Annotated in this window: 21 protein-coding genes; 13 read left to right on the top strand and 8 right to left on the bottom strand. The window is 33.9% G+C overall.

Annotated features, from left to right (window positions below; all coding sequences use genetic code 11):
* Positions 1-207: 207 nt before the first annotated feature.
* Together BUC29_RS18880 and BUC29_RS18875 are read left to right on the top strand one after the other, a co-directional pair.
* On the top strand, positions 208-930 hold the full coding sequence (locus BUC29_RS18880) for an SDR family oxidoreductase (protein WP_073417761.1): 723 nt from the start codon (positions 208-210) through the stop codon (positions 928-930).
* Positions 931-1,241: 311 nt separating this feature from the next.
* The gene (locus BUC29_RS18875; protein ID WP_073417760.1) at positions 1,242-2,006 is read left to right on the top strand and encodes an SDR family oxidoreductase; all 765 of its coding nucleotides are present in this window, start codon (positions 1,242-1,244) and stop codon (positions 2,004-2,006) included.
* 62 nt (positions 2,007-2,068) lie between these two features.
* Here BUC29_RS18875 and BUC29_RS18870 read toward each other — a convergent pair whose 3' ends face one another.
* From BUC29_RS18870 to BUC29_RS18855, 4 genes are all read right to left on the bottom strand, one after another.
* On the bottom strand, positions 2,069-2,596 hold the full coding sequence (locus BUC29_RS18870; protein ID WP_073417758.1) for a hypothetical protein: 528 nt from the start codon (positions 2,594-2,596) through the stop codon (positions 2,069-2,071).
* A 145-nt stretch (positions 2,597-2,741) separates the two neighbouring features.
* On the bottom strand, positions 2,742-3,200 hold the full coding sequence (locus BUC29_RS18865) for a PepSY-like domain-containing protein (RefSeq protein ID WP_073417756.1): 459 nt from the start codon (positions 3,198-3,200) through the stop codon (positions 2,742-2,744).
* 88 nt (positions 3,201-3,288) lie between these two features.
* Positions 3,289-3,987: a LytR/AlgR family response regulator transcription factor gene (locus BUC29_RS18860; RefSeq protein ID WP_073417754.1), complete on the bottom strand. Its 699-nt coding sequence runs from the start codon at positions 3,985-3,987 to the stop codon at positions 3,289-3,291.
* Positions 3,974-5,023: a sensor histidine kinase gene (locus BUC29_RS18855; RefSeq protein ID WP_073417752.1), complete on the bottom strand. Its 1,050-nt coding sequence runs from the start codon at positions 5,021-5,023 to the stop codon at positions 3,974-3,976. Before BUC29_RS18855 ends, BUC29_RS18860 begins: the two co-directional genes overlap by 14 nt.
* Before the next feature lie 162 nt (positions 5,024-5,185).
* Between BUC29_RS18855 and BUC29_RS18850 the strand changes: the two genes are divergently transcribed.
* From BUC29_RS18850 to BUC29_RS18825, 5 genes are all read left to right on the top strand, one after another.
* Positions 5,186-6,571, top strand: coding sequence for a TolC family protein (locus BUC29_RS18850; RefSeq protein WP_073417750.1), 1,386 nt, complete (start codon positions 5,186-5,188; stop codon positions 6,569-6,571).
* A 12-nt stretch (positions 6,572-6,583) separates the two neighbouring features.
* Positions 6,584-9,874 (top strand): efflux RND transporter permease subunit, encoded by a 3,291-nt coding sequence (locus BUC29_RS18845; RefSeq protein WP_073417748.1) that lies wholly within the window; start codon positions 6,584-6,586, stop codon positions 9,872-9,874.
* 222 nt (positions 9,875-10,096) lie between these two features.
* Complete coding sequence (locus BUC29_RS18840) at positions 10,097-11,182, top strand: efflux RND transporter periplasmic adaptor subunit (RefSeq protein ID WP_073417746.1); 1,086 nt, start codon at positions 10,097-10,099, stop codon at positions 11,180-11,182.
* A gap of 329 nt (positions 11,183-11,511) precedes the next feature.
* Entirely contained in the window at positions 11,512-12,936 is a 1,425-nt protein-coding gene (locus BUC29_RS18835; protein ID WP_073417744.1) for a hypothetical protein, read from the top strand.
* A gap of 388 nt (positions 12,937-13,324) precedes the next feature.
* Positions 13,325-14,275, top strand: coding sequence for a hypothetical protein (locus tag BUC29_RS18825; RefSeq protein ID WP_139260552.1), 951 nt, complete (start codon positions 13,325-13,327; stop codon positions 14,273-14,275).
* A 46-nt stretch (positions 14,276-14,321) separates the two neighbouring features.
* Here BUC29_RS18825 and BUC29_RS18820 read toward each other — a convergent pair whose 3' ends face one another.
* Both BUC29_RS18820 and BUC29_RS18815 read right to left on the bottom strand, forming a co-directional pair.
* Positions 14,322-14,555, bottom strand: a complete 234-nt coding sequence (locus BUC29_RS18820) for a hypothetical protein (protein ID WP_073417738.1) — start codon at positions 14,553-14,555, stop codon at positions 14,322-14,324.
* A 603-nt stretch (positions 14,556-15,158) separates the two neighbouring features.
* Complete coding sequence (locus BUC29_RS18815) at positions 15,159-15,707, bottom strand: type 1 glutamine amidotransferase domain-containing protein (RefSeq protein ID WP_073417736.1); 549 nt, start codon at positions 15,705-15,707, stop codon at positions 15,159-15,161.
* A gap of 344 nt (positions 15,708-16,051) precedes the next feature.
* Here BUC29_RS18815 and BUC29_RS18810 point away from each other — a divergent pair, with 344 nt between their 5' ends.
* Both BUC29_RS18810 and BUC29_RS18805 read left to right on the top strand, forming a co-directional pair.
* The gene (locus BUC29_RS18810) at positions 16,052-16,648 is read left to right on the top strand and encodes a hypothetical protein (RefSeq protein WP_073417734.1); all 597 of its coding nucleotides are present in this window, start codon (positions 16,052-16,054) and stop codon (positions 16,646-16,648) included.
* A 17-nt stretch (positions 16,649-16,665) separates the two neighbouring features.
* On the top strand, positions 16,666-17,082 hold the full coding sequence (locus BUC29_RS18805; RefSeq protein ID WP_073417731.1) for a hypothetical protein: 417 nt from the start codon (positions 16,666-16,668) through the stop codon (positions 17,080-17,082).
* 4 nt (positions 17,083-17,086) lie between these two features.
* On the opposite strand, the gene BUC29_RS18800 is transcribed toward BUC29_RS18805, so the two are convergent.
* Both BUC29_RS18800 and BUC29_RS18795 read right to left on the bottom strand, forming a co-directional pair.
* Positions 17,087-17,521, bottom strand: a complete 435-nt coding sequence (locus tag BUC29_RS18800; protein ID WP_073417729.1) for a cupin domain-containing protein — start codon at positions 17,519-17,521, stop codon at positions 17,087-17,089.
* 204 nt (positions 17,522-17,725) lie between these two features.
* On the bottom strand, positions 17,726-19,162 hold the full coding sequence (locus BUC29_RS18795) for a gluconokinase (protein ID WP_208610055.1): 1,437 nt from the start codon (positions 19,160-19,162) through the stop codon (positions 17,726-17,728).
* 310 nt (positions 19,163-19,472) lie between these two features.
* Here BUC29_RS18795 and BUC29_RS18790 point away from each other — a divergent pair, with 310 nt between their 5' ends.
* The 4 genes from BUC29_RS18790 to BUC29_RS18775 all read left to right on the top strand — a co-directional run bounded on the left by BUC29_RS18790 (position 19,473) and on the right by BUC29_RS18775 (position 26,173).
* On the top strand, positions 19,473-20,390 hold the full coding sequence (locus BUC29_RS18790) for an SMP-30/gluconolactonase/LRE family protein (RefSeq protein WP_073417727.1): 918 nt from the start codon (positions 19,473-19,475) through the stop codon (positions 20,388-20,390).
* A gap of 549 nt (positions 20,391-20,939) precedes the next feature.
* Positions 20,940-21,533, top strand: a complete 594-nt coding sequence (locus tag BUC29_RS18785; RefSeq protein WP_073417725.1) for a TetR/AcrR family transcriptional regulator — start codon at positions 20,940-20,942, stop codon at positions 21,531-21,533.
* A gap of 245 nt (positions 21,534-21,778) precedes the next feature.
* Positions 21,779-22,996 (top strand): efflux RND transporter periplasmic adaptor subunit, encoded by a 1,218-nt coding sequence (locus BUC29_RS18780; protein WP_073417799.1) that lies wholly within the window; start codon positions 21,779-21,781, stop codon positions 22,994-22,996.
* A 12-nt stretch (positions 22,997-23,008) separates the two neighbouring features.
* Positions 23,009-26,173 (top strand): efflux RND transporter permease subunit, encoded by a 3,165-nt coding sequence (locus BUC29_RS18775; RefSeq protein WP_073417723.1) that lies wholly within the window; start codon positions 23,009-23,011, stop codon positions 26,171-26,173.
* Positions 26,174-26,279: the final 106 nt, after the last annotated feature.

Below are 26,279 nucleotides of genomic sequence, written 5' to 3'. Positions count from 1 at the left end.
TAAATCCATGCAGTATGTTCTACGGTGCGTGTCCTTCGACTTCGCTCAGGAAGACATAAAATGAGAATTTAAATTTTTAATTATCAATTTTTAATTTTTAATTTTCATTCCCCTGATTTGAATTTTGCAAACATCGGTTTGATATTTACAATTCCCCACATCTGCTTTGCTCCTACCTTTGTCTTATCAATTTAAAAGATAAAAAAGATGAATTTATCAAACAATAAAATTTTAATAACAGGAGGTGCAAGCGGAATCGGGCTTGGGCTTACCGAACGATTTATTCAGGAAAACAATACCGTAATTATCTGTGGAAGAAGAGAATCGGTTTTAAACGAGGTAAAAGCAAAATTTCCTTCAGTAATTACAAAAGTTTGTGACTTGTCTTTAGAAGAAGAAAGAATCGAGCTTTATAAATGGATCACAGAAAATCATCCTGATTTAAATGTATTAATTAATAATGCAGGAATTCAAAAATGGATGTCGATAACTGATACTGATTTCTACGAAAGTATGAAAGCGGAAATCAGTACTAATATTGAAGCTCCATTACATTTAACTTCCTTATTTATTGAGTTAAAATCTTTGACAACAGTAATGAATGTAACCTCTGGGCTGGCATTTTCTCCTTTTGCAAAAGTTCCGGTTTATTCGGCTACAAAAGCATTTTTTAGATCGTTTACACTTTCACTTCGTCATTTGCTAAAAGCAAAAAACATCGAAGTAATCGAAATTATTCCACCAGCCTTAAATACTGATTTAGGCGGAATTGGATTGCACGATGCACATCCAAGCGTAAGCAGTTTTATAGAGTCTATTTTTGAGCAGTTAAAAGAAGGAAGACAGGAATTGACTTTCGGAACCAGCGAAACAAGATTAAATGCAAGCGCAGAAGAATTAAGAAATCATTTTAATGCAATGCATTCCTAATTAATTTTATTAAACACATAGAGACATAGTTATTGTAAACGCATAAAAGGCATTTCATTTATTTAAACAAACATAGAAATGCGACTAAAAGAAACTTCATTTATCTTAATTACAAACCGCTATGTGTTAGAAACTGTTTCTTTTTCTAATCTTTTTAAATCAAATAATTTCTATGTTTCTATGTGTTTAAAAAAAATCACATTGTGCGAGGTCTTCGACTTCGCTCAGACTGACAAGACAACAAACAACAAACTATCAACCATTAACAATTAACATTTAACAATCAACCATTAACAATTAACAATATAAAAATGGCAGTAAATACAAAAATAGCTCTGGTTACCGGAGGCAGCAGAGGTTTAGGAAAAAATATGGCAATTGCAATTGCTAAAAAGGGACTTGATGTAATTATAACGTACAACAGTAAAAAAGAAGAAGCTGATACTGTTGTAAAAGAAATCGAAAAATTAGGACAGAAAGCGGCGGCACTTCAGTTAAATGTAGCCGAATCGGGAACTTTTGATGCTTTTTTTGAAGCAGTTAAAACAACTTTAAAAAACACATTTAAAACCGATAAATTCGATTTTTTGGTAAACAATGCCGGAATCGGAATTCATAATTCTTTCATTGGAACTACGGAAGCTGAATTTGATCAATTGAGTAATATTCAGTTTAAAGGCCCATTTTTCTTAACGCAAAAAGGACTAAATGTAATGAATGACGGCGGCGGGATTGTAAACATTTCGACTGGTTTGGCAAGATTTTCATTTCCCGGTTATGCAGCTTATGCTTCTATGAAAGGCGCAATTGAAACCTTAACAAAATATCAGGCAAAGGAATTAGGCGCAAGAAAAATCAGAGCCAATGTGGTAGCTCCGGGTGCAATTGAAACTGATTTTGGAGGCGGAGCTGTTCGTGATAATGAGCAATTAAACCAGCAGATTGCATCAGTAACAGCTTTAGGAAGAGTTGGTTTACCAGATGATATTGGGGGTGTTGTTGCCTTTTTATGTACTGAAGATGCTCGCTGGATAAATGCTCAAAGAATTGAAGCTTCTGGCGGAATGATGCTGTAATAGATACAATATTTAAACCCGACAAGTTATTTGTCGGGTTTCTTTTTAAAGTAAATTTGTTACTACTTTTGTGCTAGCTGAATGGTTCTAATCAAATTTCCTTCTGCATCAAAAACAAGATTAAAATTCTTTCCTTCTTTTTTGGCTTTTACTTCATAAGTTTTGTTGTTTTTATCGTCAACAACAGAATATGCTTCTTTTATAGGCACATTTACGACTTTAGCTTTAATCTTAGCTTTTGATTTTGATTTAGTATTCGAAACTGGTTTTGGTTGTTCTAAATAATTAGCATTTAAATAAACTTGTATGTTTTTTGGTAGTTTTGCGCTTGAAATACTCTCTTTATAAGCTTTAAGATTTCCATCACTATCATAAACAGCATAGGCTTGTGTTTTGGCATTAGTAATAAATTTTGCAACAAACCTGATATCGCTGTCATTTTTACCCATTTCCATTGTCCAGTAAGGATTTTTTTTGGGATATTGTTTTGTAAACGCAGCCTTTATTGTTTCTGAGGGCTGCAGCATACTCGTTTGTGCTGATAGAAAACTACAACACAAATAAATCATCATTAAAAAAACTTTTTTCATATCTACATTTCATAAAATTATCCAGTGTAAAAGTAATACTTTTACTACAATAAAATAAAAATTTAGAATAAAAAAACAAAACCCGATAAGAAATAAAATCTTATCGGGTTTGCCGTTTTAAATATAATTGAATTAGTAAGTGTTCTTAATTTTTTTCGATAATGACATCGAAACCACCATTTTGATCGAAGACAACATCATAGAATTTAGAATCTTTTTCTATGCCCACTTCATAAGTTGTTTTATTTTTATCATTTACAACAACTGCAATTTCTTTTATTGCTTTTTGTGAGTAATTTTTCTTTAAATAATTCTGTGCTTTTTGTGGCAGCTGGCTTAACGGAATTTGCTGCTCAAAAGCCTTTAAAACACCTAAATTGTCATAGACCGCAAGTGCTTTGGTATTTTTATCTGTATTGAATTTTGCTTCGTATCTAATTTCATCATTATCATCACCTACATAATCAATTGACCAAACCGGCACCTTGTTTGGATATTCTTTTTCAAAAGTAAATTTTACTTTTTCCGGCGGCGTTACTACTTCATTTTGAGCACTCAACAAACCACTGCAGAATAAAATTATTAGTAAAAGTATGTTTTTCATGATTTGAGTATTAAATTAAACATCAAAACAACGTAATAAAATTATTACTTTTAAAATAATTTCCAAATATTTTTTAATAAAAAGAATATTACTTTTTCAGTCTGTCGGTCAATTCCCTTTTGTAGGTTATTCCAATAGGTAATTTTTCATTTTTAATACTAACAAAATCTTTTTCAGTAGTGTCAATTTTGTCCAAAGCCACAATATAAGATTTATGTATACGCATAAAATTTTTCTCCGGAAGACATTTTTCAAGCTCGGTTGTAGTAATCGAAGCGAGATAAGTTCGTTTTGTAGTATGAAGTTTTACATAGTTTCCAAAACTCTGTGCGTACAAAAGCTGATCTAGTTCGATGTCGATAAAATAACCGTCAATTTTTACAGAAATAGAATTTACTATAGCTTCTTCTTCCTTTGCTTTTACATTTTCTGTTGAAAAAAAGCGGTCAACAGCTTTCAAAAATCTTGGAAAATAAATAGGTTTCAGCAAATAATCAATCACTCCGTAATCGTAACTTTCAAGTGCAAATTCAGAATAAGCTGTGGTTAAAATAGTTTTAGGATGATTGGGAATAATTTTCAATAATTCCATACCTGAAATTTCCGGCATATTAATATCCAAAAACATCAAATCAACTTTATTTTCTCTCAGATAATCCATTGCTTCAATGCCGTTATATCCCTGAAAAACCAATTCTAACTGCGGATTTTGTTTTATATAATTGGCTAAAACATAATGCGCTGCCGGCTCATCATCAACAATAATGCATTTTTTAGGATCTCTCATTACCAAATCTTTTCAACTGCAGTTTTAAATCAACAATATAAGTTTTTTTGTTTTCCTGAATATCGAGTGTATAATTTTTACCAAAAATTAAATTCAGTCTTTCGATCGTATTTTTTAATCCAATTTTGGTAGAAACAACATCCGTTTGTTTTGTCGGAATTGAATTTACAACATGAAGATGAAGCTGTCCGTCTTCAACAGTAATAAAAATTTGAACGAAGCATTTTTCAATCGCACAGGTTCCGTGTTTAAAAGCATTTTCAATAAATGCAATTAAAAGCATTGGCGAAATTTTATAGGCATTTTCGTTGTCGACTTTAGAATCTAAAGTAATATCACAGCGATAGCCAACACGTTCTTTTTCAAGCTGAACATAACTGTTTATAAACTCTAATTCGTCTTCTAAAGATACGCATTGTTTACTGTTACTTTCTAATTGATAACGCATTAATTGTGAAACCTTCATGATTAAATCCGGTGTTCTGTCCGGAAATTCTAAGCTGATTCCGTAAAGCGTATTAAAAGTATTAAATAAAAAGTGCGGATTTAATTGTCCTTTTAAAGAATTCAACTGCATTTGGTTGAAAAGCAATGCTTCTTCTGTACGTTTTCTGTGGATTCTGTAAAATTTAAAAACAATAATTGGACTTAAAATACAAACCAAAGTTCCCAAAACGCTCGCCAGTTGGTACAAATAACTTCTTTGATGCGAGTTTTGATAAAAATAAAGATTTTTAAACATATCCAGCATGGTAATCTCATACAAAACTATCGAGAAAACAAGAACGCCAAAAAGCGTTAAAAGCAGATAAGTAAAGGGACGACGGGTTTTGAATAGTATTGGAAAAAGAAAGAAACGATTGAACTGGGCGTGCATATACAAAATACAGTAAAAGAAAATGCCCATTAATACAGATGTCAAAGAACTAAATAACATCCAGTCGTTTTTTAGGGTATATATGGTGAAGGAAAACGCGACGACGGCAATTTCCTGCCACCACTTGTTATCCAGAATATTATCAAATTTTATGCTCATTTTTTCAACTTAAATAGTTCACAAAGTACGGACAAATATTTAATTATTATTTCTAAAAAATGACCAATTGAATTGGTCATTTTTAATTGCAGTACATCACTAAACCTGACTTTTATCAGCATAAGAGAAATAAATTTGTCGCATAATTTCACACTTGAGTTTATGTATTTCAAAAAAATTACCTTATTATTTTTCTTGATTTTTGCCTCAATCGGTTATTCTCAAACCTTGTCTTTAAAAGAAGCAATAAAAACAGGGCTTGAAAATTACGGGTCGGTCAAAGCAAAAAGCAATTACACCAATGCTTCAAAAGAACTCTTAAAACAAACTCGCCGTGATTACCTGCCGAATCTTAATTTATCGGCACAGCAGGATTACGGAACCGTAAACGGACAAAATGGACCATTATACGGATTTGGTGGTTTAGGAGTGGCTTCATCAGGACTTCCGCTACCTGAACAAAACTGGAATTCGGCTTTTGGCGCACTTTATCTGGTTAACATGAACTGGGATTTTTTCACTTTTGGAAAAACTCAGGAAAAAATCAATTTGTCTAAAATTGATGTTCAGGCTAAAGAAAAAGATTTACAGCAGGAAAAATTCCAGCAGGAAATCAAAATTTCTGCTGCTTATTTGAATTTATTAGCGAGCCAGAGATTGTTGATTTCGCAGCAGAAAAACCTGGATCGTGCCGAAGTTTTCAAAAAGACAGCGGTTGCGAGAGTTAAAAACGGATTATTGGCCGGAGTAGATTCTACATTGGCTACAGCCGAAGTTTCAAAAGCTAAAATAGCTTTAAACCTTGCTCGTAACTTCGTAAAAGAACAAAACAATAAACTGGTTGATTTAATGGGCGTTGCACCACAGGATTTTGTTGCCGATACACTTTTTGTAACGCAGATTCCGAAAGAATTAATTAAGGAAAATGCAGCAACAGACAGTCTGCATCCATTATTACAATACTATAAAACAAAAATTGATTACAGCAATCAACAAGTTAAATTGTACAAACGTTTTTATTATCCAACGATGAGTGCTTTTGGTGTTCTACAAACCAGAGCTTCGGGATTTAAAAATAGTTATGCGACAGACCAGCATGCTTTTAGCAGAAATTACTGGGATGGCGTAAATCCGGATCGTACCAATTATTTGGTTGGAGTTGGAATTACATGGAATTTAACAACCCCTTTTAGATCCAGCAAACAAGTAAGTGCTCAGAAATTTGTTTCTCAGGCTTTACAGGAAGAATATAATCAGGCCGACAGAGAACTGAAATCGCAATTGACTTTTGCTGAAGATAAAATCAAAATTACGCTTGAAAATTATGCCGAAGCGCCAATTCAGGTTGATGCCGCAAAAAGAGCTTACATTCAGAAATCGACTTTATATAAAAACGGTTTAACCGATTTAACTGATTTGACACAAACGATTTACACTTTAAACCGTGCTGAAATCGATCGTGATATTGTCAATAATAATGTATGGCAGTCGTTCTTGCTGAAAGTTGCTGCAACGGGCAATTTTGACTTATTTATAAATGAATTTTAATTATAGATCTCAATGAATTTAATACGCTTTGCACTCCGCAAACCCATTTCCATATTAGTATTGGTTGCGGGTCTATTTTTCTTCGGAATTGGTGCCATCAAAGACATTAAGGTAGATATTCTGCCAAAAATGAATTTGCCGGTTATCTATATTGCGCACCCGTTTGGAGGTTACACACCAGACCAGATGGAGGCTTATTTTGCCAAAAACTACGTAAACGTTTTACCATTTTCTAACGGTATCAAATCCGTAGAAACCAAAAATATTCAGGGGTTAATGATCATGAAATTAACCTATTATGAAGGAACCAACATGGCTCAGGCTGCTGCCGAGTTAAGTGCGCTTTCAAACCGTATTCAGGCGGCTTTTCCTCCGGGAACACAGCCTCCGTTTATCATTCGTTTTGATGCTTCTTCATTGCCAATTGGGCAACTGGTTTTGAGCAGTAAAATACGTTCAAACAACGAATTACAGGATTTAGCCAACGTTTACGTTCGTGCTTCCTTTACTTCTATTCCCGGTTTATTATCTCCGGCTCCCTTCGGCGGAAGCCCAAGAACTATTGAAGTAAACGTAGATCCGGATTTATTGCGTTCGCACAATATGACACCAGATCAAATTGTAGAAGCAATTCGTGTAAACAACCAGACGGCTCCATCAGGAAACGTGCGTATGGGCGATAAAAACTATATTACGCCAACCAACAATACGATTAAAGAAGTTAAAGATTTCGAACAGATTCCGTTATTCAAAGGAAGTGTTCAAAACTTAAAATTAGGTGATGTGGCAACGGTAAAAGACGGTGCCGACATTACAGCGGGTTATGCTTTAGTAAACGGAAAACGTTCGGTATATATTAGTATTGCAAAAGCCGGAGATGCTTCGACTTGGGATGTAGTTCAGAAATTGAAAAAAGAACTTCCTAAAATTCAGAGTACTTTACCGGAAGATGTACAATTATCGTATGAATTTGACCAGTCGGTTTATGTAATCAACTCGGTTAAAAGTTTGATTACCGAAGGTATTATCGGAGCGGTTTTAACGGGATTAATGGTTTTATTATTCTTAGGAGATAGACGTGCCGCTTTAATCGTAATTATGACGATTCCGATTTCGGTTATTTCGGGAGTTTTATTCCTAAAACTATTTGGACAGACAATCAACTTAATGTCTTTATCAGGATTGGCTCTTGCTATTGGTATTTTGGTGGACGAAAGTACGGTTACGATTGAGAATATTCACCAGCATCTCGACATGGGAAAACCAAAAGCACTCGCAATTTGGGATGCCTGTCAGGAAATCGCTTTGCCTAAATTATTGATCTTACTATGTATTTTGGCGGTATTTGCGCCGGCCTTTACAATGGTTGGTATTCCGGGAGCATTGTTTTTACCTTTGGCTTTAGCAATTGGATTCTCGATGGTTATTTCATTCCTGCTTTCGCAGACATTTGTTCCTGTAATGGCCAACTGGTTAATGAAAGGACATGAAAAACACGCACATGGACCGGAAATTACTGATGACGAAGCTGAATTTAATGATTGCGGTTTAACTCCGGAATCTGAACAAAATCTGATTACTCAGAAAAAGGGGTATGTAGAAAGAGAAGACACCAATAACAATGGAAAAATAAGTCTTTTTGAGCGTTTTAAAATTCGTTTTATGAGAACTCTCGACCGCTTATTTGTACATAAAAAAATAACAACGGTTGTTTATCTGGTTTCTGCTATATTACTAGCGGTTACATTGATTACTTTTATTGGTAAAGATGTATTCCCAAAAACCAATTCAAGTCAGTTTCAGCTTAGAATGCGCGCTCCCGACGGAACACGTTTGGAAAGAACAGAAGAACAAGCCATCATTGTTTTGAAAGAATTGAAAAAAATGGTGGGTAAAGAACATATCGGAATTTCTTCTGTTTATGTTGGACAACACCCGTCTTTATTCTCAATTAACCCGATTTACCTTTTCATGGCGGGTTCTCACGAAGCTGTTTTCCAAGTGAGTTTGAAAGATTATGAGGCTGACATGGATGAGTTTAAAGACGAATTTAGAGCCAGACTTAAAAAAGTACTGCCTAATACTAAAGTATCTTTTGAACCAATCGAATTAACGGATAAAGTTTTAAGCCAGGGTTCTCCTACTCCAATCGAAATTCGTATTGCGGGGAAAGACAAAAAACGAAATGAATTGTATGCCAATCAAATCGTAGATAAACTAAAAGCAATATCATATTTCAGAGACGTGCAGATTGGTCAGCCAATTCACTATCCGGCAATGAATATTGATATTGACAGAACCCGTGCTGCCGAATTAGGAGTTGATATGAACGATATTTCACGTTCGCTTGTAGCTTCTACCTCATCATCACGATATACGGAAAAAAATACATGGGTTGACGAAAGAGCGGGATTATCATACAACGTTCAGGTTCAGGTTCCTTTGAATAAAATGAAAAGCAAAACTGATATTGGAGAAATTCCGGTATTAAAGAACTCGCTTCGTCCGGTTTTAAGTGACGTTGCTAAAATTACACCAACTGTAGTAAGTGGAGAAAATGACAATTTAGGGGCCATGCCGTACATTACTGTTACTGCCAACATCAACCAGACCGATTTAGGAACGGCTACAAATGATGTAAGCAAAACAATTAGTTCATTAGGCGAATTGCCGCGTGGTTTGTTCATAACGCCAATTGGATTAAGTACTGTATTGACAGAAACATTAAGCAGTTTACAATCAGGATTATTGGTTGCCGTATTTGTAATCTTCTTAATGTTGGCCGCTAATTTCCAGTCGTTCAAAGTTTCGCTGGTAATTTTAACAACTGTTCCGGCCGTAGTTTTAGGAGCTTTATTAATGCTGACTATTACAGGTTCTACGCTTAACTTACAATCGTATATGGGAATCATCATGTCGGTTGGGGTTTCGATTGCCAATGCCGTTTTATTAGTCACGAATGCCGAACAGCTTCGAAAAATAAACGGAAATGCTTTAGAATCTGCGAGAGAAGCGGCAGCGCTGCGTCTTCGTCCGATTATTATGACTTCTGTTGCTATGATTATGGGTATGTTGCCAATGGCAATTGGTCACGGCGAAGGAGGCGATCAGGTTTCTCCGTTAGGAAGAGCGGTTATTGGTGGATTATTATTTTCTACTTTTGCCGTATTATTAATCCTTCCACAGATATTTGCGTGGGCACAAGAAAAAACAACGACACAATCTGTTTCTTTAGATCCTGAAGACGAAGAAAGCATCCATTATATTTCATCAATAAGTAAGTCGAAAGTTGGAAAGTCGTAAAGTCGAAAGTCATAACACGTTGGGTACAATTATTTTAACACATAGAAACATAGATTTTAGTTTTAAATTAAAAAAGGTAAAAGAAAAAACTAGTTTTCACACATAGCTATGTTTTTTATTAAAAGTGAAATGCCTTATACACGCAAAGAAAAGCTATGATTCTATGTGTTAAAAAAATTACACACAAAGAGTTAAAACATATTCATTATATAAAACCAAAAAATGAAAAATAAAATACAATATAGCGCGCTGTTTTTCGCAGCATTATTTTTCCTGAACAGCTGTAATTCTAAAAAAGAAGAACCGGTTGTGGCAGAAATCGAACCTAAAACAGAAACGTTTCTTTTAGAAAAAGAAAAACTGAGCACAGAATTGCGTTTGCCAGCCGAATTAACCGGTTTTCAACAAGTAGACTTGTATGCAAAAGTGAGCAGCTTCGTAAAAACATTAAAAGTAGATATTGGTTCTAAAGTAAAAAAAGGACAGCTTTTAATTGTTTTAGAAGCGCCTGAAATCACTTCACAATTAGCTGCAGCCGAATCGAGACTAAAATCTATGGAAGCGATTTATGCAACCAGCAAAAGTACTTACAACCGTTTGTATGAAACGAGCAAAGTGGAAGGGACGATTTCTAAAAACGATTTAGAAATGGCAAGTGGTAAAAAGAATTCTGATTACGCACAATATCAGGCGGCAATTGCAGCTCATAAAGAAGTTTCGATTATAAGAGGATATTTAGAGATTCGTGCGCCTTTTGACGGGGTTGTAGCAGCAAGAAACGTAAACTTAGGAACATTTGTTGGTCCGGCAGGAAAAGGATCTGATTTGCCTTTATTAACGATTCAGGAACAGAGTAAATTACGTTTAGCGGTTTCGGTTCCGGAATTGTACACAGGATATTTACACCAAGGCGACGAAATGAGTTTTAACGTAAAATCGTTACCGGAAACTTTTAAAGCTACCATTACCAGAATGTCTGGCGCTTTAGACTTAAAACTGCGTTCTGAAAGAGTCGAAATGGACGTTCATAATACAAAAGGAAATTTATTACCTGGAATGGTAGCCGAAGTTTTATTACCGCTTAACGCAAAAGACAGCACATTTGTAGTTCCGAAATCAGCAGTGGTGAGTTCTGCAGAAGGTTTATTTGTAATTAAAGTGGTAAACCACAAAGCAACAAGAGTTGATATTAAAAAAGGTAGAGAAATCGACGACAAAATCGAAATATTTGGCGACTTAAACCCAAAAGACAAATTGGTTAAAATTGCCAGCGAAGAAACTAAGGAAGGCGATGTCATAAACGAATAACCTGCGTTTAGCCTTCATTTTAGTGATTACCAATTACTGTACGCTTAATGCGGCATTTTAAAATAGTTACTGGTTTTAAAATGCAAAATCTAAAATTTGCCTTGAAGGGCAGTTCTTCTTTAATTGGAGGGACTGTCCTTTTTTTGTTTTAATAAAATCAGGTAAAAGTACTTGGTTGTTGAGATTTGTAAATTGATATTTTTGATAAAGAATAATACGAAATAAACATTCGCTACTTTGTAACGAGTATATAAAAGTTACAGGAAATAGCACGAAAAATACAGTAAAAATTACTTAACTAAAATAACATTTAATAGAAATCAACAAGTATGACAGGTGAAGAATTAGATATAAATTTGCATAGACTTTTGAGACATTTAGACTCAATTAAAGATACATTACCAATGAGTATTTTACTTTTAGAACCTCATAACAAAAAAGCAAATACAAAGTTTAAAGAATTTATTGAAAAAAATGCTGAAGAAATAGAAGATGAAAATGGAAATAAATCTCTATCATTAGAATTTGAACAATCTCGCATTTTTGATCAATTGGCTAAAAATTCTGAAATTTCAAATTTGGCCATGAAAATAATACCTGAAAGTCTATTTGTTTCATTAATATCACAATATGATGCTTTTTTAAATCAGCTATTAAAAACATTATTTAAAATTAGACCAGAATATATAAATAATTCCGAAAGAGAACTTTCGTTTTCTCAATTGAATGAATTTGATTCAATCGAAAAAGCAAGAGAGTATGTTGTTGAAAAAGAAGTAGAAACTATTCTTCGTAAAAGCCATAGTGAGCACTTTGATTATTTAGAAAATAAATTGGCTATTACACTTCGTAAGGATTTACCAATATGGCAAACTTTCATTGAGATTACCGAAAGAAGAAATTTATTTGTCCATTGTGATGGTATAGTTTCTAATCAATATTTAAAAGTTTGTAAAGAAAATAAATGTGATCTAACAGGAATAGAATTAAACAAAAGATTAAACATTTCTAGCGAGTATTTCAACAAAGCATATAAATGTCTTTATGAATTATCAACTAAGCTAACTCATACAATATGGAGAAAATTAATTAAAGAAGATATTGAATTTGCTGACGAACAATTAAATGAAATTTGCTATAATTTAATTACAAATGGTCAATATAGTCTTGCAGATATACTTTTGGATTTTGCTTGTAAACAAACAAAATTTTATAATGATTCTGCAAAAAATTATTATATAGTTAATAAAGCACTTTCAAAGAATTTACAAGGAAAGACAGATATAGCAAAAGAAATAATTGAAAGCAAAGATTGGAGTGCAAGTAGTGATAATTTTAAACTTGCTCATTTAATTATAATGGAAAAATTTGATGATTCTTATTTACTTATGAAAAAAATTGGTAAAAATGGAGAAGTCAATAAAGATCATTATAAAATTTGGCCATTATTTTATAAGTTAAGACAAGAAGAAAAATTCAAAGAGACTTTCAAAGAAATTTTTGAAGAAGACTACACTGTTCTTGAAGTACCAAAACGTCCAATTCAAGAATTAATTGGAGAAGTAATAGAAAATAATCCTAACCTTTTAAAAAAGGCTATTAAAAGCAAGACTGCTAAAAGCAATGTTACAAATTCAGGTTCTAACAAAAAAACTATTCCCAAAAAAACTGTTAAAAAACCAATATCAAACAAACCTTCACTAGCAAAAAAAGAAACAAGCCTTACAGAAATAAAAAGTGATAATCTAAATTAAATCTGCTAAACGATCGCGCAGATATATCTCCGAAACGATAGCGCGGATTTGTAATCCGTGCCTGCAAAGCGAGAAACATATTTTATCTTTCATAACTAAAAACCTCGACTTTTATAAATCGAGGTTTTTACATTTCACAAACTCTACTCCTCACTCAAATAAGGATTCAAAATTTCCGCCAATTGATTGAGCCAATAATAATTGTCTTCAAAATTGGTTAGTCAAATTTGGAGGGTGTCGTGTTGTCGCATTACGGCGAGCGCTAAAATGCAATTTACTTGTCTTAAGATTTTAGTCCTATCTCCTTTTTTTTCAAAAATGAATAATGTCAAAAAGTTGCTCATTGCTTAATTTTAATTTAATATTACACGAGTTAACAAACATTTTTATGAAAACCTTTATCCCTTTACTATTTCTTCTAATACTCACATCTTGCAATAAAAATCATTCAGATGAAAAGTATGAAAAGAAAATAGTCGAAAATAAATATTCAATATTCATTCCAGAAAGTCTAGGAGCAACAGCTGAATTAAATAATATAGCTTCAATACAATTTCAAAATTTAAGTGAAGACTTTTATGTTATTGTTCTAGACGAAACAAAAGAAAGTTTTGCGAATGCTGTTAAAAATAATCCAACAAGTATTAGTCCTGATTTAGAAGGATATTATAATGTTATTGTTAGTCATTTTAAAAAAATAACCCAAAAAGATTTTAAAGTATACGCCATAGAAAAAAAGAAAATCAATTCTTCAAATGCAATTGTATTTTCAATGTCGGGAATGAGCGATAATTATCCTGCATTTTATAGATATGCAATTATTGAAGGTGATCAACGATACTACCAAATCATGTCTTGGACCAATATTCCGCAAGAAAAAAAATATACTGAAAGAATGAATAAAATCATTGAATCTTTTAGTGTTGAAGAAACTAATTCTTCTATAAATAAAAGTCTTCTTGCCAAAGACAAGACAAAAAAGGAAAAATTAGAATTAGAAAAAAACAACTCAACAGAGATTAGCTATGAAAAACCTGATGATGAAATTCAAGAAATTGGCAGCTTATTTAGACCAGAAATTATGCAACAGGAAAAAATTAAACTAAGTAATGGAAAAAGTAATTATCAATATACCTTAACTAATAGTGACTTATTAGATAAAGACCTAGAAAACATAAAAAATCATTCAAAAAAAATCACAATTAATTATTACAATTTATTAAAAAGAACAAACAACCCGTTTAGTTATAACAAAATTATTGTAAAAATAATTCATAGAAATAATAAAATTGATCGTTTTGAATATTCAGAAAAGGATATAAAAAATATTTCAATGTAAAAAAACCTCGACCTTAAAAAAATCGAGGTTTTACATTTTAAAAATCTTACTCCTCACACAAATAAGGATTCAAAATCTCCGCCAATTCATTAAGCCAATAATAATTGTCTTCAAAATTGTTTAGTCCGATTTGGAGGGTTTCGTGTTGTCGCATTACGGCTAAAGCTAAAATGCAGTTTACTTGTCTTAATACTTTAGCCATATCTTCGGGATCTATAATATGGTTAAAAAAATCAAGCAGCCTTGTTTCGGCTTCTTTGGAAAGTGTGTTTGTTTTCATAATTGTCGTAAAATTAGGAATATAAAAACCCTTGCATTTTAGTGTTCCTAATACTTACGACAGTATTTACGGTCGTTTCCGATACCGCACACATTATGCAAGGGCAAATCTTTTTTAATTTCAAAGTCGTAATATTTAGGAAACCCAAATATACGAAAACTGTTTAAAAAGAAAGATTTTTCTTTCAAATTATATATTATTACTATCAAATATAAGAAATCTATTTTCGACAAGTATTTATCGCATTTTTGTCATTTCGAGGAACGAGAAATCTCCACAAGAAACTCTGTAATCTAAATCGATAATCTTTGTCGAGCTGCTTGTGGAGATTTCTCGTTCCTCGAAATGACAAACTGGACGGAAAAGACAATCATTTTTCAGGCTGAGAGAAATCGGATTCCCGCATTCTAAATCGCCAATCTTAATAGAGCTACTTGCTAAGATTTCTCCTCACGTCGAAATGACAAACTGGAAGTAAAAAAGACCAAATACATTTCAGGTCGAGCAAAGTCGAAGCCCGCAATATTTATCAAGAAAAAAAATGCAAGACCAAAATTGATCCTGCATTTTTAATAATTTGATAAATCAAAAGAAAACAACTTTTTACGCTCTCTGACGCTCGTGTATTCCTTCTTTAATTTCTTCCACCATTTTTTTATTAAAAGCGGGTAAATCATTCGGGTTTCGGCTGGTTACTAATCCATTGTCTACGACAACTTCTGAGTCTTCCCATTGAGCTCCGGCATTTTTCAAATCGTTTTTAACAGAAAAGAACGATGTTACTTTTCGACCTTCTAAAACATCGGCATCTACCAGAATTTGAGGTCCATGACAAATAGCGGCAACTGGCTTTTTACTTTCAAAAAACGAACGTACAAAATTTACTGCAGCTTCTTCCCTTCTTAATAAATCAGGATTTATTACTCCTCCAGGCAGCACCAAAGCATCGTAATCTGCTTCATTTGCCTGATCTAATACGACGTCAACATCATATTCGTTGCTCCAATTTCCGTCTTTCCATGCTTTGATAGTTCCAGATTTTAAACTAATGATATCTGCATTCCACCCCTGCTCTTCCAGATAGGCTTTAGGCGATGCTAATTCTGATTCTTCAAAACCGTTTGTGGCTAATATGGCTATATTCTTTTTCATAATTTTAAATATTAAAACATTATTAATTCGATTTAAGTTAAAATTAGTTATTTCAGCCAGCCAGCGAAAACAGACGATGTTAAACCTTTCTTTAATAAAAGTTAATTAATTGAATTTCAATTTATTATTAAAAATTAAATTGAAATTATATAAGATTGAGATCAGTTCGTTTTATTATTTTATACGATGCAATCATACTTTTGTGCCTTTGTAATATTTGCAAAATTAAATTCGACTAAAATTGGAATTGCAGTTATAAAACTTTTTTTTTGTTCTTTATTATATGTAATAAAATATTCAATTTTGTCTTAATATTACATCAGCTAAAAACCAGAAAATAACTTATGAAAAAAATTATTGCTTTACTATTTCTTGTAGTTCTTTCTTCATGCGATCAGAATCATTCGAATGAAAAATTTGAAAAGAAAACAGTCGAAAATAAATATTCCTTATCTGTTCCCGAAAGCATGGGTGTAACAACAGAATTAAATGATGTTGCATCACTTCAGCTGCAAAACCAAATGGAAGATTTTTATGTAATTGTTATAGACGAATCCAGAAAAGATTTTTTGAGCATTGTCGAAAATAAAGTATTAAACACAACTCCGGATCTTGACGGATATTTTAATATCATTTCTGATCATTTTAAACAAGTAACCGAAAAAGATTTTAAAGTATATGATATTCAAAAAAAGAGAATAAACTCTGCAAAAGCTATTGTATTTTCAATGACAGGAAATATCGATAATAATACTGTTTTCTACAGATATGCAATTGTTGAAGGTAAAGAACGCTATTATCAAATCATGTCCTGGACCAGTGCTAGACAAGAAAAAGAATACACCGACAGAATGAACAAAATTATCGAGTCTTTTAATGTCGAAGAAACTGGATATACAAAAGGTAAAAGTCATTTGGCTAAAGATAGAACGAAAAAGTAATAGAAATCCCAAAGCAAATGATCAGAATTGAATTTGAAGAACCTAATGTAGAAATTTGCAATTGCTGTAATAATGAAATTATTAAGTTAACCCGATTTGTGTACAAAGACGAAGATGCATTTGCTATTTATTTTTTAAAATTCACTAAAGGACATGATGAAAAAGTTGTTACCGGAATAATTAGTATTGGTGATTGGGGAACAAATGATGAACCAAAAAATAGATTCGCTTTTCCTTTTAGACTTTGGACTGATGAAAATGATTATCAAGTTGGTTTAATTGACAAAGAAGAATCTCCTTGGAAACAAGAAATATTGGGTTCTATTTTAGACCGAAAAGAAGCATTAGAACATCCATGGATTGATGAAGTTTTTCATATCACAGATCATATTGTAGATGAAGATAAAACAGTAATTGACTATTTTTTTGATTGATTTTCTACCTCAAATCTTTCTTAATTACCAAATATTTCAAATCGGTATTTCCAGCATTTTTGATTCCGTGTTCTACGTTTGACGGACAGTAAAGACTGGTGTTTGGTCCGACAGCTATTGTTTTTCCGTCGAGATAGAATTCGGCGGTGCCTTCCAGAATATAGAAAAGTTCTTCTTCGATGTGTTTGTGAGGTGCGTGTGTTGATTTTCCGGGTTCGACAATACTCATTTTAAGGGTGTTTTCCAGAGTAAAATCTTTATCGGCAAACCAATATTGATATCCCACTTTTGTTTTCGTGGCTTTGTCTAACTCAAAATGATTGACACACTTTTCGATTGTGTATTTTGGTTGTGCGGTTTCTTTTTTGGTTTCCTGAGAATAGGTTTGCTGGAGAAATAAAACTGCAATTGTGGTTTTTATTATGGTTGTTGGTTTCATTTTTTTATTGTTATGTTACGAAAAAATCTCTTTTGTTTAAACTGGACTGAAGTCCAGCCCTACAATATAAATCATTCCTTCGGAATTTTATTCCGCCTTAAAAAAAGAGCCAAAGGCTCGATCTATTTTGTAGAGCTGGACTTCAGTCCAGTTTAATAATCGAATCATTCCGCCGTAATTCTCTAAAAAAAATCACATTGGCTCTTAAAAATCCTTCAGTAAAGGATATACTTTTTTAAACTTGCTGAATGCAGTTTCATATACACTTTTATTTTCAGTATTAGGAAAATAGGTTTGTCCCGTTTTGTTATCATTTGCAATCTCCTCGCCAATTGATTTTAATCCTATCAGAACAGCTCCCCAGGAAGATCCTTCGATAGTTTGCGAAGTTTCAACCTGCATCTGAAAAATATCAGCAACCATTTGGAGCCACAGTTCGCTTTTGCCAAATCCGCCGCTGGCCATAATTTTTGTTTCTTTTCTATGTTCGGCATCCGGAATTAAAATTTCTGTGATTTGGAACAATCCAAATAAAATTCCTTCTAAAGTGGCTCGTACCAAATGTGCTTGTGTGTGGGTAATCTGCATTCCTAAAAGTGTTCCCTGAGCCGAAGCATCCCAAATTGGCGCACGCTCTCCCAATAAATAAGGCACAAAAAGTAGTCCATGAGAACCTGCGGGAATTTTTGCGGCTTCTTCAATAAGAACTTCTAAAGGTTGATCCGTTTTTAGCAGACTTTCTTTTAGCCATTGTAAAATTATCGCACCATTACTAACAGCGCCTAAAACAAGATACTGATTATCTGTCAAATGATAACACTGTGTGCGCATTTGGTCGTCAAGATACGGTTTGTCAATAGGAAGCCGCACTGCTCCGCTTGTACCAATAGTTAAAGCAATACAATTTTTGTTCATGGCGCCTGTTCCAAGATTGGCCAGCGCACCGTCGCCACCACCAATTATATAAAGAAAATCATCAGAAATTCCTTTGCATTGGTGGGTGACCTCGCAAACTGTAGACAGTTGATGAGACTTTATGTTTAAGAAATCTAAAATTTCCTCATCCCAATCTAAAGTATGAATGTTTAACAATCCGGTTCCGGAAGCCATGGAAGTATCTGCATAATATTCATTGGTCAAATGATGCCATATATATTCTTTTATACTGATGAATTTATAAGTTTTGGAAAAAAGTTCAGAATCAAATTCTTTAAACCAGGCAATTTTTGCAAAGGGAGAAAAAGGATGAATTGGTATTCCGGTTTTTTGATAAAAGTGTTTCCCCTGATCTGAATTTTTAAGTTTTTCGGCAATTCCCGCAGCTCTGTTATCTGCCCATAAAATAGCATCTGTAAGTGGTTTTCCATTTTCATCAATAGCAATGACACTTTGCATTGCCGAACTAAAACTGATAAACTGAGGCTGAATTCCGTTTGTAATCTCGTTAATACATTCCTTTACGGCTTGCAAAATTTCGTATGGTTTTTGAACGCTCCATTCCGGCTTGGGATGATACATTTCGTACGACTTATCAATTTGTCGAAGCACATTTCCCTGTTTATCAAAACAAACGGCTTTTGTAGCTGTTGTTCCTATGTCAATGCCAATATACAATGCTTCCATGTTATTTATTTGATCCATAAATTTAAAAGTAATACACCAATTAATCCCATTACTCCTATAATTGTTTCTTAAGCATTTTTGAATTTGTCTCGTAAAAATATTACTTTCTAAATTGAAAAGTCGGCATTTAAAATTTTATATGTTAAATAAATTTATTAAAGCTGCTTAGGAAAATTATAAAAAAGATTATAGTGGAGAGCCGGACTAAACGTTCTTTTGAAAACGGAATTTCTGCTCCTAAAAAAATCTTAACTCAACTTTGCAGAATATCAGAAATAAAAACTACTTTTAAAAACGCTTCAAAAGCAACTTTTTAAACCTTTCTATAATGCTCCCACTTAAAATAAAATTACTCCTTACGTTTGTTATTACTTTAGCTTTTACAAATTTTATATCCGCCCAGACATCAAAAGAAAAAAGCCATTCCATAATAGCAAAAGAGGCAGTTCTCACAAAATTATCAGATCAATTCAGTTTTACAGAAGGACCTGCTTCGGATAAGAAAGGAAATATTTATTTTACAGATCAGCCTAATAATAGAATCATGAAATGGTCGGTTAAGGGCGAACTTTCTGTTTTTATGGAAAATGCAGGAAGAGCTAACGGTTTGTATTTTGATCACAAAGGCAATCTTTTGGCTTGCGCCGATGAAAAAAATGAGCTTTGGAAAATTGACAAGAATAAAAATTATACTGTAATACTAAACAACTTCGAAGGAAAAAGGCTGAATGGTCCCAATGATCTTTGGGTTGATCCAAAAGGCGGTATCTATTTTACAGATCCTTTTTACCAAAGAGATTACTGGACACATACCTCTAAAGAAATAGAGAAAGAATCTGTTTACTATTTATCTTCGGATAAATCCAAAATTATCAACGTTGCGAATGACCTTGTAAAACCTAATGGCATTATTGGAACTTCGGATGGGAAAACTTTATACGTAGCAGATATAGCAGCAAATAAAACGTACTCTTATACAATCGAAAGTAACGGTTCTTTAGGCAAAAAAACGCTCTTTACTGAATCAGGTTCTGACGGAATGACAATAGATGAGTTCGGGAATATTTACTTATGCGGAAAAGGAGTTACCATATTCAATCCACAAGGAGAAAAAATAGCTCATATTGATGTTCCTGAACCTTGGACAGCTAATGTTTGTTTTGGAGGAAAAAAATTTAAAACATTATTCATCACTGCCAGTAAAAGTGTTTATACGATAGAAATGAACGTTCGGGGAATGAAATAATTGATAAATAATCTTCTTATTGTTGTTGTTTATTTCTAATACTTGCCCGATTTGGATAGAAATTTCATTTATTTTTTTTTAGACTGGACTGAAGTCCAGCCCTACAATATTGGTAGAGCCACTGGCTCTTTTTTTTGATAATAACAAGAAAAATTCCGGAGGAATGTCCTATATTGTAGAACTGGACTTCAGTCCAGTTAAGCATAGAATTTTTTTATTTTGTTTTGCTGCATAAAAATTATGAAAATGACAAAATCTTATCAATCTTTCCGACAGCTATCGGAAAAACAGTATCCTTTTGCGGTCTCGTTAAAGAAACTAGACCACAAAAAATACAGTATCGACGGGACAAATGGTCTTGAAAAAACAAAAATGTTCTGCTCCTTAAAAAAATAATACTGATAAAATCTCAATAAAATAAAGGCTTCACAAGAAATTTTAAAAACTCTTATCGCACGATAAGAAAATATTATGATAAAAATATTTTGAAATTCGAAAATCCGCCATACATTTGCCTAACAGTGTTAAACAATTTAATACTCGAATATAATGGCTAGCAAAGATCGAATTTTAAGACAAAAAGAAGAGACAAGAAATAATATTCTTGGCGCTGCTTATGATATCGTAAAAGATGAAGGCTGGAATGGTTTGAGTATGCGTAAAATTGCCGACAGAATCGAATATACTGCTCCTATTATTTATGAATATTTCTCAAATAAAGAAGCAATTTTACAAGAGCTGACTGGTAAAGGTTTTATTAAACTAACTAAAGAGTTACAAACTGCAATAGATAAGTTTGAAAAACCCGAAGATCAATTAGAAGCCATGTGGATGACTTACTGGGACTTTGCTTTTACTAATACTGAAATGTATCAACTCATGTTTGGTGTTCAAATGACATGCTGTGCACAGCGATGTTCGGCTCAGGAGGGACCTTACAAACTATTTACTCAGGTTATTGCTGAAGTTATGAAAGACAGCAACCCGAGTGAAGATATCATAAAACAAAAATATTTTACTTTCTTTTCTGTAATTCATGGCTTAATTGCCATCAACATCATTAACAAAAGTGATATTTTAGAAACAATAAATGCACAGATTTTGAAAGATGCCATTGGTGGTATCATCAAATCTATACAATAAAAAATTTTCAATTTTACTTAACAGTGTAAAATAATTTAAACGGGATAATGTAAAATCCTTTTTTTTATAACGATAACTTAACACTGTTAGAAAATTTAATAAAGATAATTAAAACTCTTTTTTTAGATTTTTACTTAACAACGTTAGATAATTTAATACTGATTAAAGTAGAATTAAAAAGACTCACTGTATGGAAATTTGCGCTCATTTACTTAACAATGTTAGATAATTTAATTTTATTAAATATGAATCCCGAGAATGCCAGAATACCAAAGAATTTAATCCGAGAAAATGTTCAACCAATTAAAACCACTATGAAAATGAAAAATGTAATTATAACCAGTTTTATTCTGGCCTTAGTTTTAAGCAGCTGTGCCGATAAAAATCAGGCACCTACTGCTCCACCTCCACCGGTTTTACCAGTGTTGGCTATTACAAGTGCAAACACTACAACTGACTCTGAATATCCTGCTTCTATACAAGGAACTGTTGATGTTGAAATTCGTCCGCAAGTGAGCGGAAACCTTGACAGAATTTTTGTTGACGAAGGAGCTTATGTAAGCAAAGGACAAACATTATTTAAAATCAATGAGCGTCCATTTCGTGAGCAGTTAAACAATGCTTTGGCAAGTCTTCATGCTGCAGAAGCAGCTTTAATCAATGCCAATTTAGAAGTTGACAAATTGACTCCGCTGGTACAGAACAAAGTAGTTTCTGATTATCAGTTAAAAACAGCTAAAGCTTCTCAAAAAATCGCTGCTGCCAATATCGAACAGGCAAAAGCAATGGTAGGTTCTGCTAAAATCAATTTAGGTTATACAAACGTAACGGCTCCAGTTAGCGGGTACATTGGAAGATTACCTAAAAAACAAGGAAGTTTAGTTTCTGCTTCTGATGTTGAGCCACTTACAACTTTATCAGACGTTCACGAAGTATTTGCTTATTTCTCTTTGGGTGAAACTGATTTCATCAACTTTAAAGAGCAGTATAAAGGAAGCTCACTTGGCGATAAAATCAAAAAATTACCTCCGGTTACTTTGATTTTAGCAGACAATAATGCGTATCCTCAAACTGGAAAAATCGATATGGTTGACGGTCAGTTTGATAAAACAACCGGAGCAATCACGATTAGAGCAACTTTCCCAAATGCAAACGGAACACTTCGTTCTGGAAACACAGGAAAAATCCGTTTAGGATTACAGCACGACGATGCAATTTTAGTTCCACAGTCGGCTACAGTAGAAATGCAGGACAAAGTATTTGTTTTCACTGTAGGGAAAGACAACAAAGTAACTAAAATGCCTATAACAGTTGTAGGTAAAAGCGGAACTAATTATTTAATTAAAGAAGGTGTAAAAACCGGTGACCAAATCGTGTTGAGCGGTATCGACAAACTTCAGGACGGACAAGCGATTCAGCCTGAGAAATCAACTAAAGTTGCCGAAGTAACTAACAAAAAATAATTCTAAAACACAATGTTCAAAATATTTATACAAAGACCTGTACTGGCAACCGTAATTTCCATTTTATTGGTTATTCTGGGAGTATTGGGTTTAACTAAACTGCCTTTACAACAGTTTCCTGATATTGCGCCTCCATCGGTTTTGGTAACAGCGGTATATCCGGGAGCCAACGCAGAAACGGTTTTACGTTCTGTAGCACCTTCTCTCGAAGAATCTATAAATGGTGTAGAAAACATGACGTATATGAGTTCTACTGCCAGCAACGACGGTACTTTGGCAATTACTGTTTTCTTTAAACTTGGAACAGATGCCGATCAGGCTGCGGTAAACGTACAAAATCGTGTTGCTCAGGCAACAAGCCAATTGCCAGCCGAGGTTGTTCAGCAAGGTATTATCACCGCAAAACAACAAAACAGTTTTATCATGGCAATTGGTATGTATACCGATGATGAAGCTAAATACGATCAGACTTTTGTTGCCAACTATGCTCAGATTAATATTATTCCGGAGTTAAAACGTATTCCGGGTGTAGGTTCTGCCAGTATTTTTGGGGGTGTAAAAGATTACTCAATGCGTGTTTGGTTGAATCCTACACAAATGTCAACTTATAAAGTGACTCCAAATGAAGTTATGGCTGCCATTCAGGACAAAAGTCTGGAAGCGGCTCCGGGAAAATTTGGAGAACGAAGCAAAGAAGTTTTTGAATACGTTATTAAATATAAAGGGAAATTAACTAAACCTGAGGATTATGAAAATATTGCTATACGTTCTAATGCAGATGGTTCAGTACTTCGCTTAAAAGATGTTGCGAGAGTTGAACTTGGAGCATATTCTTATAACAGTTTAACTCGTTTAAATGGTAAAAAAGGAATCGTAATTGGGGTTATCCAGTTAGCTGGATCAAACTCAAATGATATTCAGATTGCCATTAACAAAATGATGGAAAAAGCTTCTAAAGATTTTCCAACAGGCATCAAACACAACATTTTCTATAGTACAAAAGTATCTTTAGACCAATCAATCGAACAGGTTGAGCATACATTACTAGAAGCTTTTATACTTGTATTTATTGTGGTATTTATCTTCTTGCAAGATTTTAGATCAACATTAATCCCGGCTATTGCTGTACCTGTAGCAATTTTAGGAACGTTCTTCTTCATGCAGTTATTCGGATTTTCGATCAACTTATTAACGCTTTTCGCATTAATTCTGGCGATTGGTATTGTGGTCGATGATGCCATTGTGGTAGTCGAAGCGGTGCATGCGAAAATGGAGCATAAACGTTTGTCTCCAAAAATCGCAACCCATGAAGCAATGCACGAAATAACGGGTGCTATTATCTCGATTACGCTGGTAATGGCTGCTGTATTCCTGCCGGTTGGTTTTATGGAAGGCTCAACAGGAGTTTTCTACCGTCAGTTTGCCTTTACTATGGCAATTGCAATTGTAATTTCGGCTGTAAATGCCTTAACATTGAGTCCGGCGCTTGCTGCATTATTCTTAAAAGATAATCACGGAGCACACGATCACGATGCGCCTTATGAGAAAAAAGGATTTAAAGAAAAATTCTTCAGTGCTTTCAACAGCAGTTTTGAATCTTTGACTAATCGTTACGTAGGCGGAATTAAATTCTTAATCAGAAGAAAATGGTTAAGCATGGGCGGACTTGCTTTAATTGTTGTTGCTACGATTGTAATGGTAAAAACAACTCCTGCAGGGTTTATTCCAACAGAAGATCAGGGATTTATTGCAATTGCGGTAAATACACCATCTGGAACATCTTTAGACGGAACTCAAAAAGTGATGACTGAAGCTGAAAATACTTTAAAAGCATTAGACGCTTCACGATTTGTAACCGCAATTTCTGGTTTCAACTTATTGACAAATTCTACAAGCCCGTCTTCGGCAGTTGTATTCGTATTGCTTAAACCAAACGAAGAACGCGGCGAAGTAAAAAACATTGACGAAATCATGAATCAGGTTCGTGGTAAACTGGGCGCTATTTCTGGCGGAAGTTTCTTCGTATTCAGTTTCCCAACTGTACCCGGATTTAGTAACGTTGAGGCTTTAGATTTGGTTCTTCAGGATAAAACTGGAGGAAAACTGGATAAATTCAGTGGTATTTCTCAGGAATTTATCGGAGCATTAATGAAACGTCCTGAAATTGCTGTTGCCTTTACATCTTTTAAAGCTGATTATCCTCAATTACAATTGGAAATCAACGATGAAAAAGCAAATCAGTTAGGTGTAAATGTAAAAGACATTTTACAAACCATGCAGGCATATTTTGGTAGTGCTCAGGCATCTGATTTCAACAGATTTGGTAAATATTACCGTGTGGTTGTTCAGGCCGATATTCAGGACAGAGCTGATCCAACAGCAATTGACAGAGTTTTTGTAAAAAACAAAACAGGCGAAATGGTACCAATAAATACTTTAGTAAAACTAACCCGTATTTATGGTTCTGAAACCGCATCACGATACAATTTATTCAATTCAATTTCTATTAATGCCATTCCGAAACCTGGGTTTAGTTCCGGAGATGCTATTAAAGCAATTGAAGAAGTAGCAGCACAACAATTGCCTGCAGGTTACGGGTTTGAATTCTCGGGTCAGACTCGTGAGGAGATTTCGTCAGGAGGGCAATCGGCAACAATATTCTTACTGTGTTTGATATTCGTTTATTTCTTACTTGCTGCACAGTACGAAAGTTACATTTTGCCATTGGCCGTAATCTTGTCAATCCCTGCAGGTATTTTTGGAGTATTCGCTGCTATTGGATTAACTGGAATCGAAAACAACATTTACGTACAAGTTGCGCTTGTCATGCTGATCGGGCTTCTCGCTAAAAATGCCATCCTGATTGTGGAATTTGCGGCACAGCGAAGAAGATCAGGACAAGGATTAATTGCAGCTTCTATCACCGCAGCAAAATTACGTCTGCGACCAATTATCATGACGTCTCTTGCTTTTGTGGTTGGTTTAATACCAATGATGAGTGCCAAAGGTCCATCAGCACAAGGTAACCATTCCATCAGTATTGGGGCAGCCGGAGGTATGCTTTCAGGAGTAATTCTAGGTTTGTTTATCATTCCTGTTTTATTCATCATCTTCCAGCATTTACAAGAAAAGGTTTCTGGAAAACCAGTTGCCGTAATTCATAACGAAGAAAACTAATAAATGGAAAACTATATCACAACCATACTTGTCGCCATCATATTTGGCATCGGATATATATCGTACAGAATCTCAAGAGATCTTGAAACTAGAAAAGATACTTGTA

Origin of the sequence: Flavobacterium defluvii, from assembly GCF_900129555.1 — a bacterium.
In the GTDB taxonomy this organism is placed as follows: Bacteria; Bacteroidota; Bacteroidia; order Flavobacteriales; family Flavobacteriaceae; genus Flavobacterium; species Flavobacterium defluvii.
The sequence above is the reverse complement of the archived record's forward strand: the minus strand, read 5'-3'. Positions and strand labels throughout refer to the sequence as shown.

Coding starts and splice junctions, on each gene's coding strand:
- BUC29_RS18880 (WP_073417761.1), top strand. CDS start 208: ATGAATTTATCAAACAATAAAATTTTAATAACAGGAGGTGCAAGCGGA.
- BUC29_RS18875 (WP_073417760.1), top strand. CDS start 1,242: ATGGCAGTAAATACAAAAATAGCTCTGGTTACCGGAGGCAGCAGAGGT.
- BUC29_RS18870 (WP_073417758.1), bottom strand. CDS start 2,596: ATGAAAAAAGTTTTTTTAATGATGATTTATTTGTGTTGTAGTTTTCTA.
- BUC29_RS18865 (WP_073417756.1), bottom strand. CDS start 3,200: ATGAAAAACATACTTTTACTAATAATTTTATTCTGCAGTGGTTTGTTG.
- BUC29_RS18860 (WP_073417754.1), bottom strand. CDS start 3,987: ATGAGAGATCCTAAAAAATGCATTATTGTTGATGATGAGCCGGCAGCG.
- BUC29_RS18855 (WP_073417752.1), bottom strand. CDS start 5,023: ATGAGCATAAAATTTGATAATATTCTGGATAACAAGTGGTGGCAGGAA.
- BUC29_RS18850 (WP_073417750.1), top strand. CDS start 5,186: ATGTATTTCAAAAAAATTACCTTATTATTTTTCTTGATTTTTGCCTCA.
- BUC29_RS18845 (WP_073417748.1), top strand. CDS start 6,584: ATGAATTTAATACGCTTTGCACTCCGCAAACCCATTTCCATATTAGTA.
- BUC29_RS18840 (WP_073417746.1), top strand. CDS start 10,097: ATGAAAAATAAAATACAATATAGCGCGCTGTTTTTCGCAGCATTATTT.
- BUC29_RS18835 (WP_073417744.1), top strand. CDS start 11,512: ATGACAGGTGAAGAATTAGATATAAATTTGCATAGACTTTTGAGACAT.
- BUC29_RS18825 (WP_139260552.1), top strand. CDS start 13,325: ATGAAAACCTTTATCCCTTTACTATTTCTTCTAATACTCACATCTTGC.
- BUC29_RS18820 (WP_073417738.1), bottom strand. CDS start 14,555: ATGAAAACAAACACACTTTCCAAAGAAGCCGAAACAAGGCTGCTTGAT.
- BUC29_RS18815 (WP_073417736.1), bottom strand. CDS start 15,707: ATGAAAAAGAATATAGCCATATTAGCCACAAACGGTTTTGAAGAATCA.
- BUC29_RS18810 (WP_073417734.1), top strand. CDS start 16,052: ATGAAAAAAATTATTGCTTTACTATTTCTTGTAGTTCTTTCTTCATGC.
- BUC29_RS18805 (WP_073417731.1), top strand. CDS start 16,666: ATGATCAGAATTGAATTTGAAGAACCTAATGTAGAAATTTGCAATTGC.
- BUC29_RS18800 (WP_073417729.1), bottom strand. CDS start 17,521: ATGAAACCAACAACCATAATAAAAACCACAATTGCAGTTTTATTTCTC.
- BUC29_RS18795 (WP_208610055.1), bottom strand. CDS start 19,162: ATGGATCAAATAAATAACATGGAAGCATTGTATATTGGCATTGACATA.
- BUC29_RS18790 (WP_073417727.1), top strand. CDS start 19,473: ATGCTCCCACTTAAAATAAAATTACTCCTTACGTTTGTTATTACTTTA.
- BUC29_RS18785 (WP_073417725.1), top strand. CDS start 20,940: ATGGCTAGCAAAGATCGAATTTTAAGACAAAAAGAAGAGACAAGAAAT.
- BUC29_RS18780 (WP_073417799.1), top strand. CDS start 21,779: ATGAATCCCGAGAATGCCAGAATACCAAAGAATTTAATCCGAGAAAAT.
- BUC29_RS18775 (WP_073417723.1), top strand. CDS start 23,009: ATGTTCAAAATATTTATACAAAGACCTGTACTGGCAACCGTAATTTCC.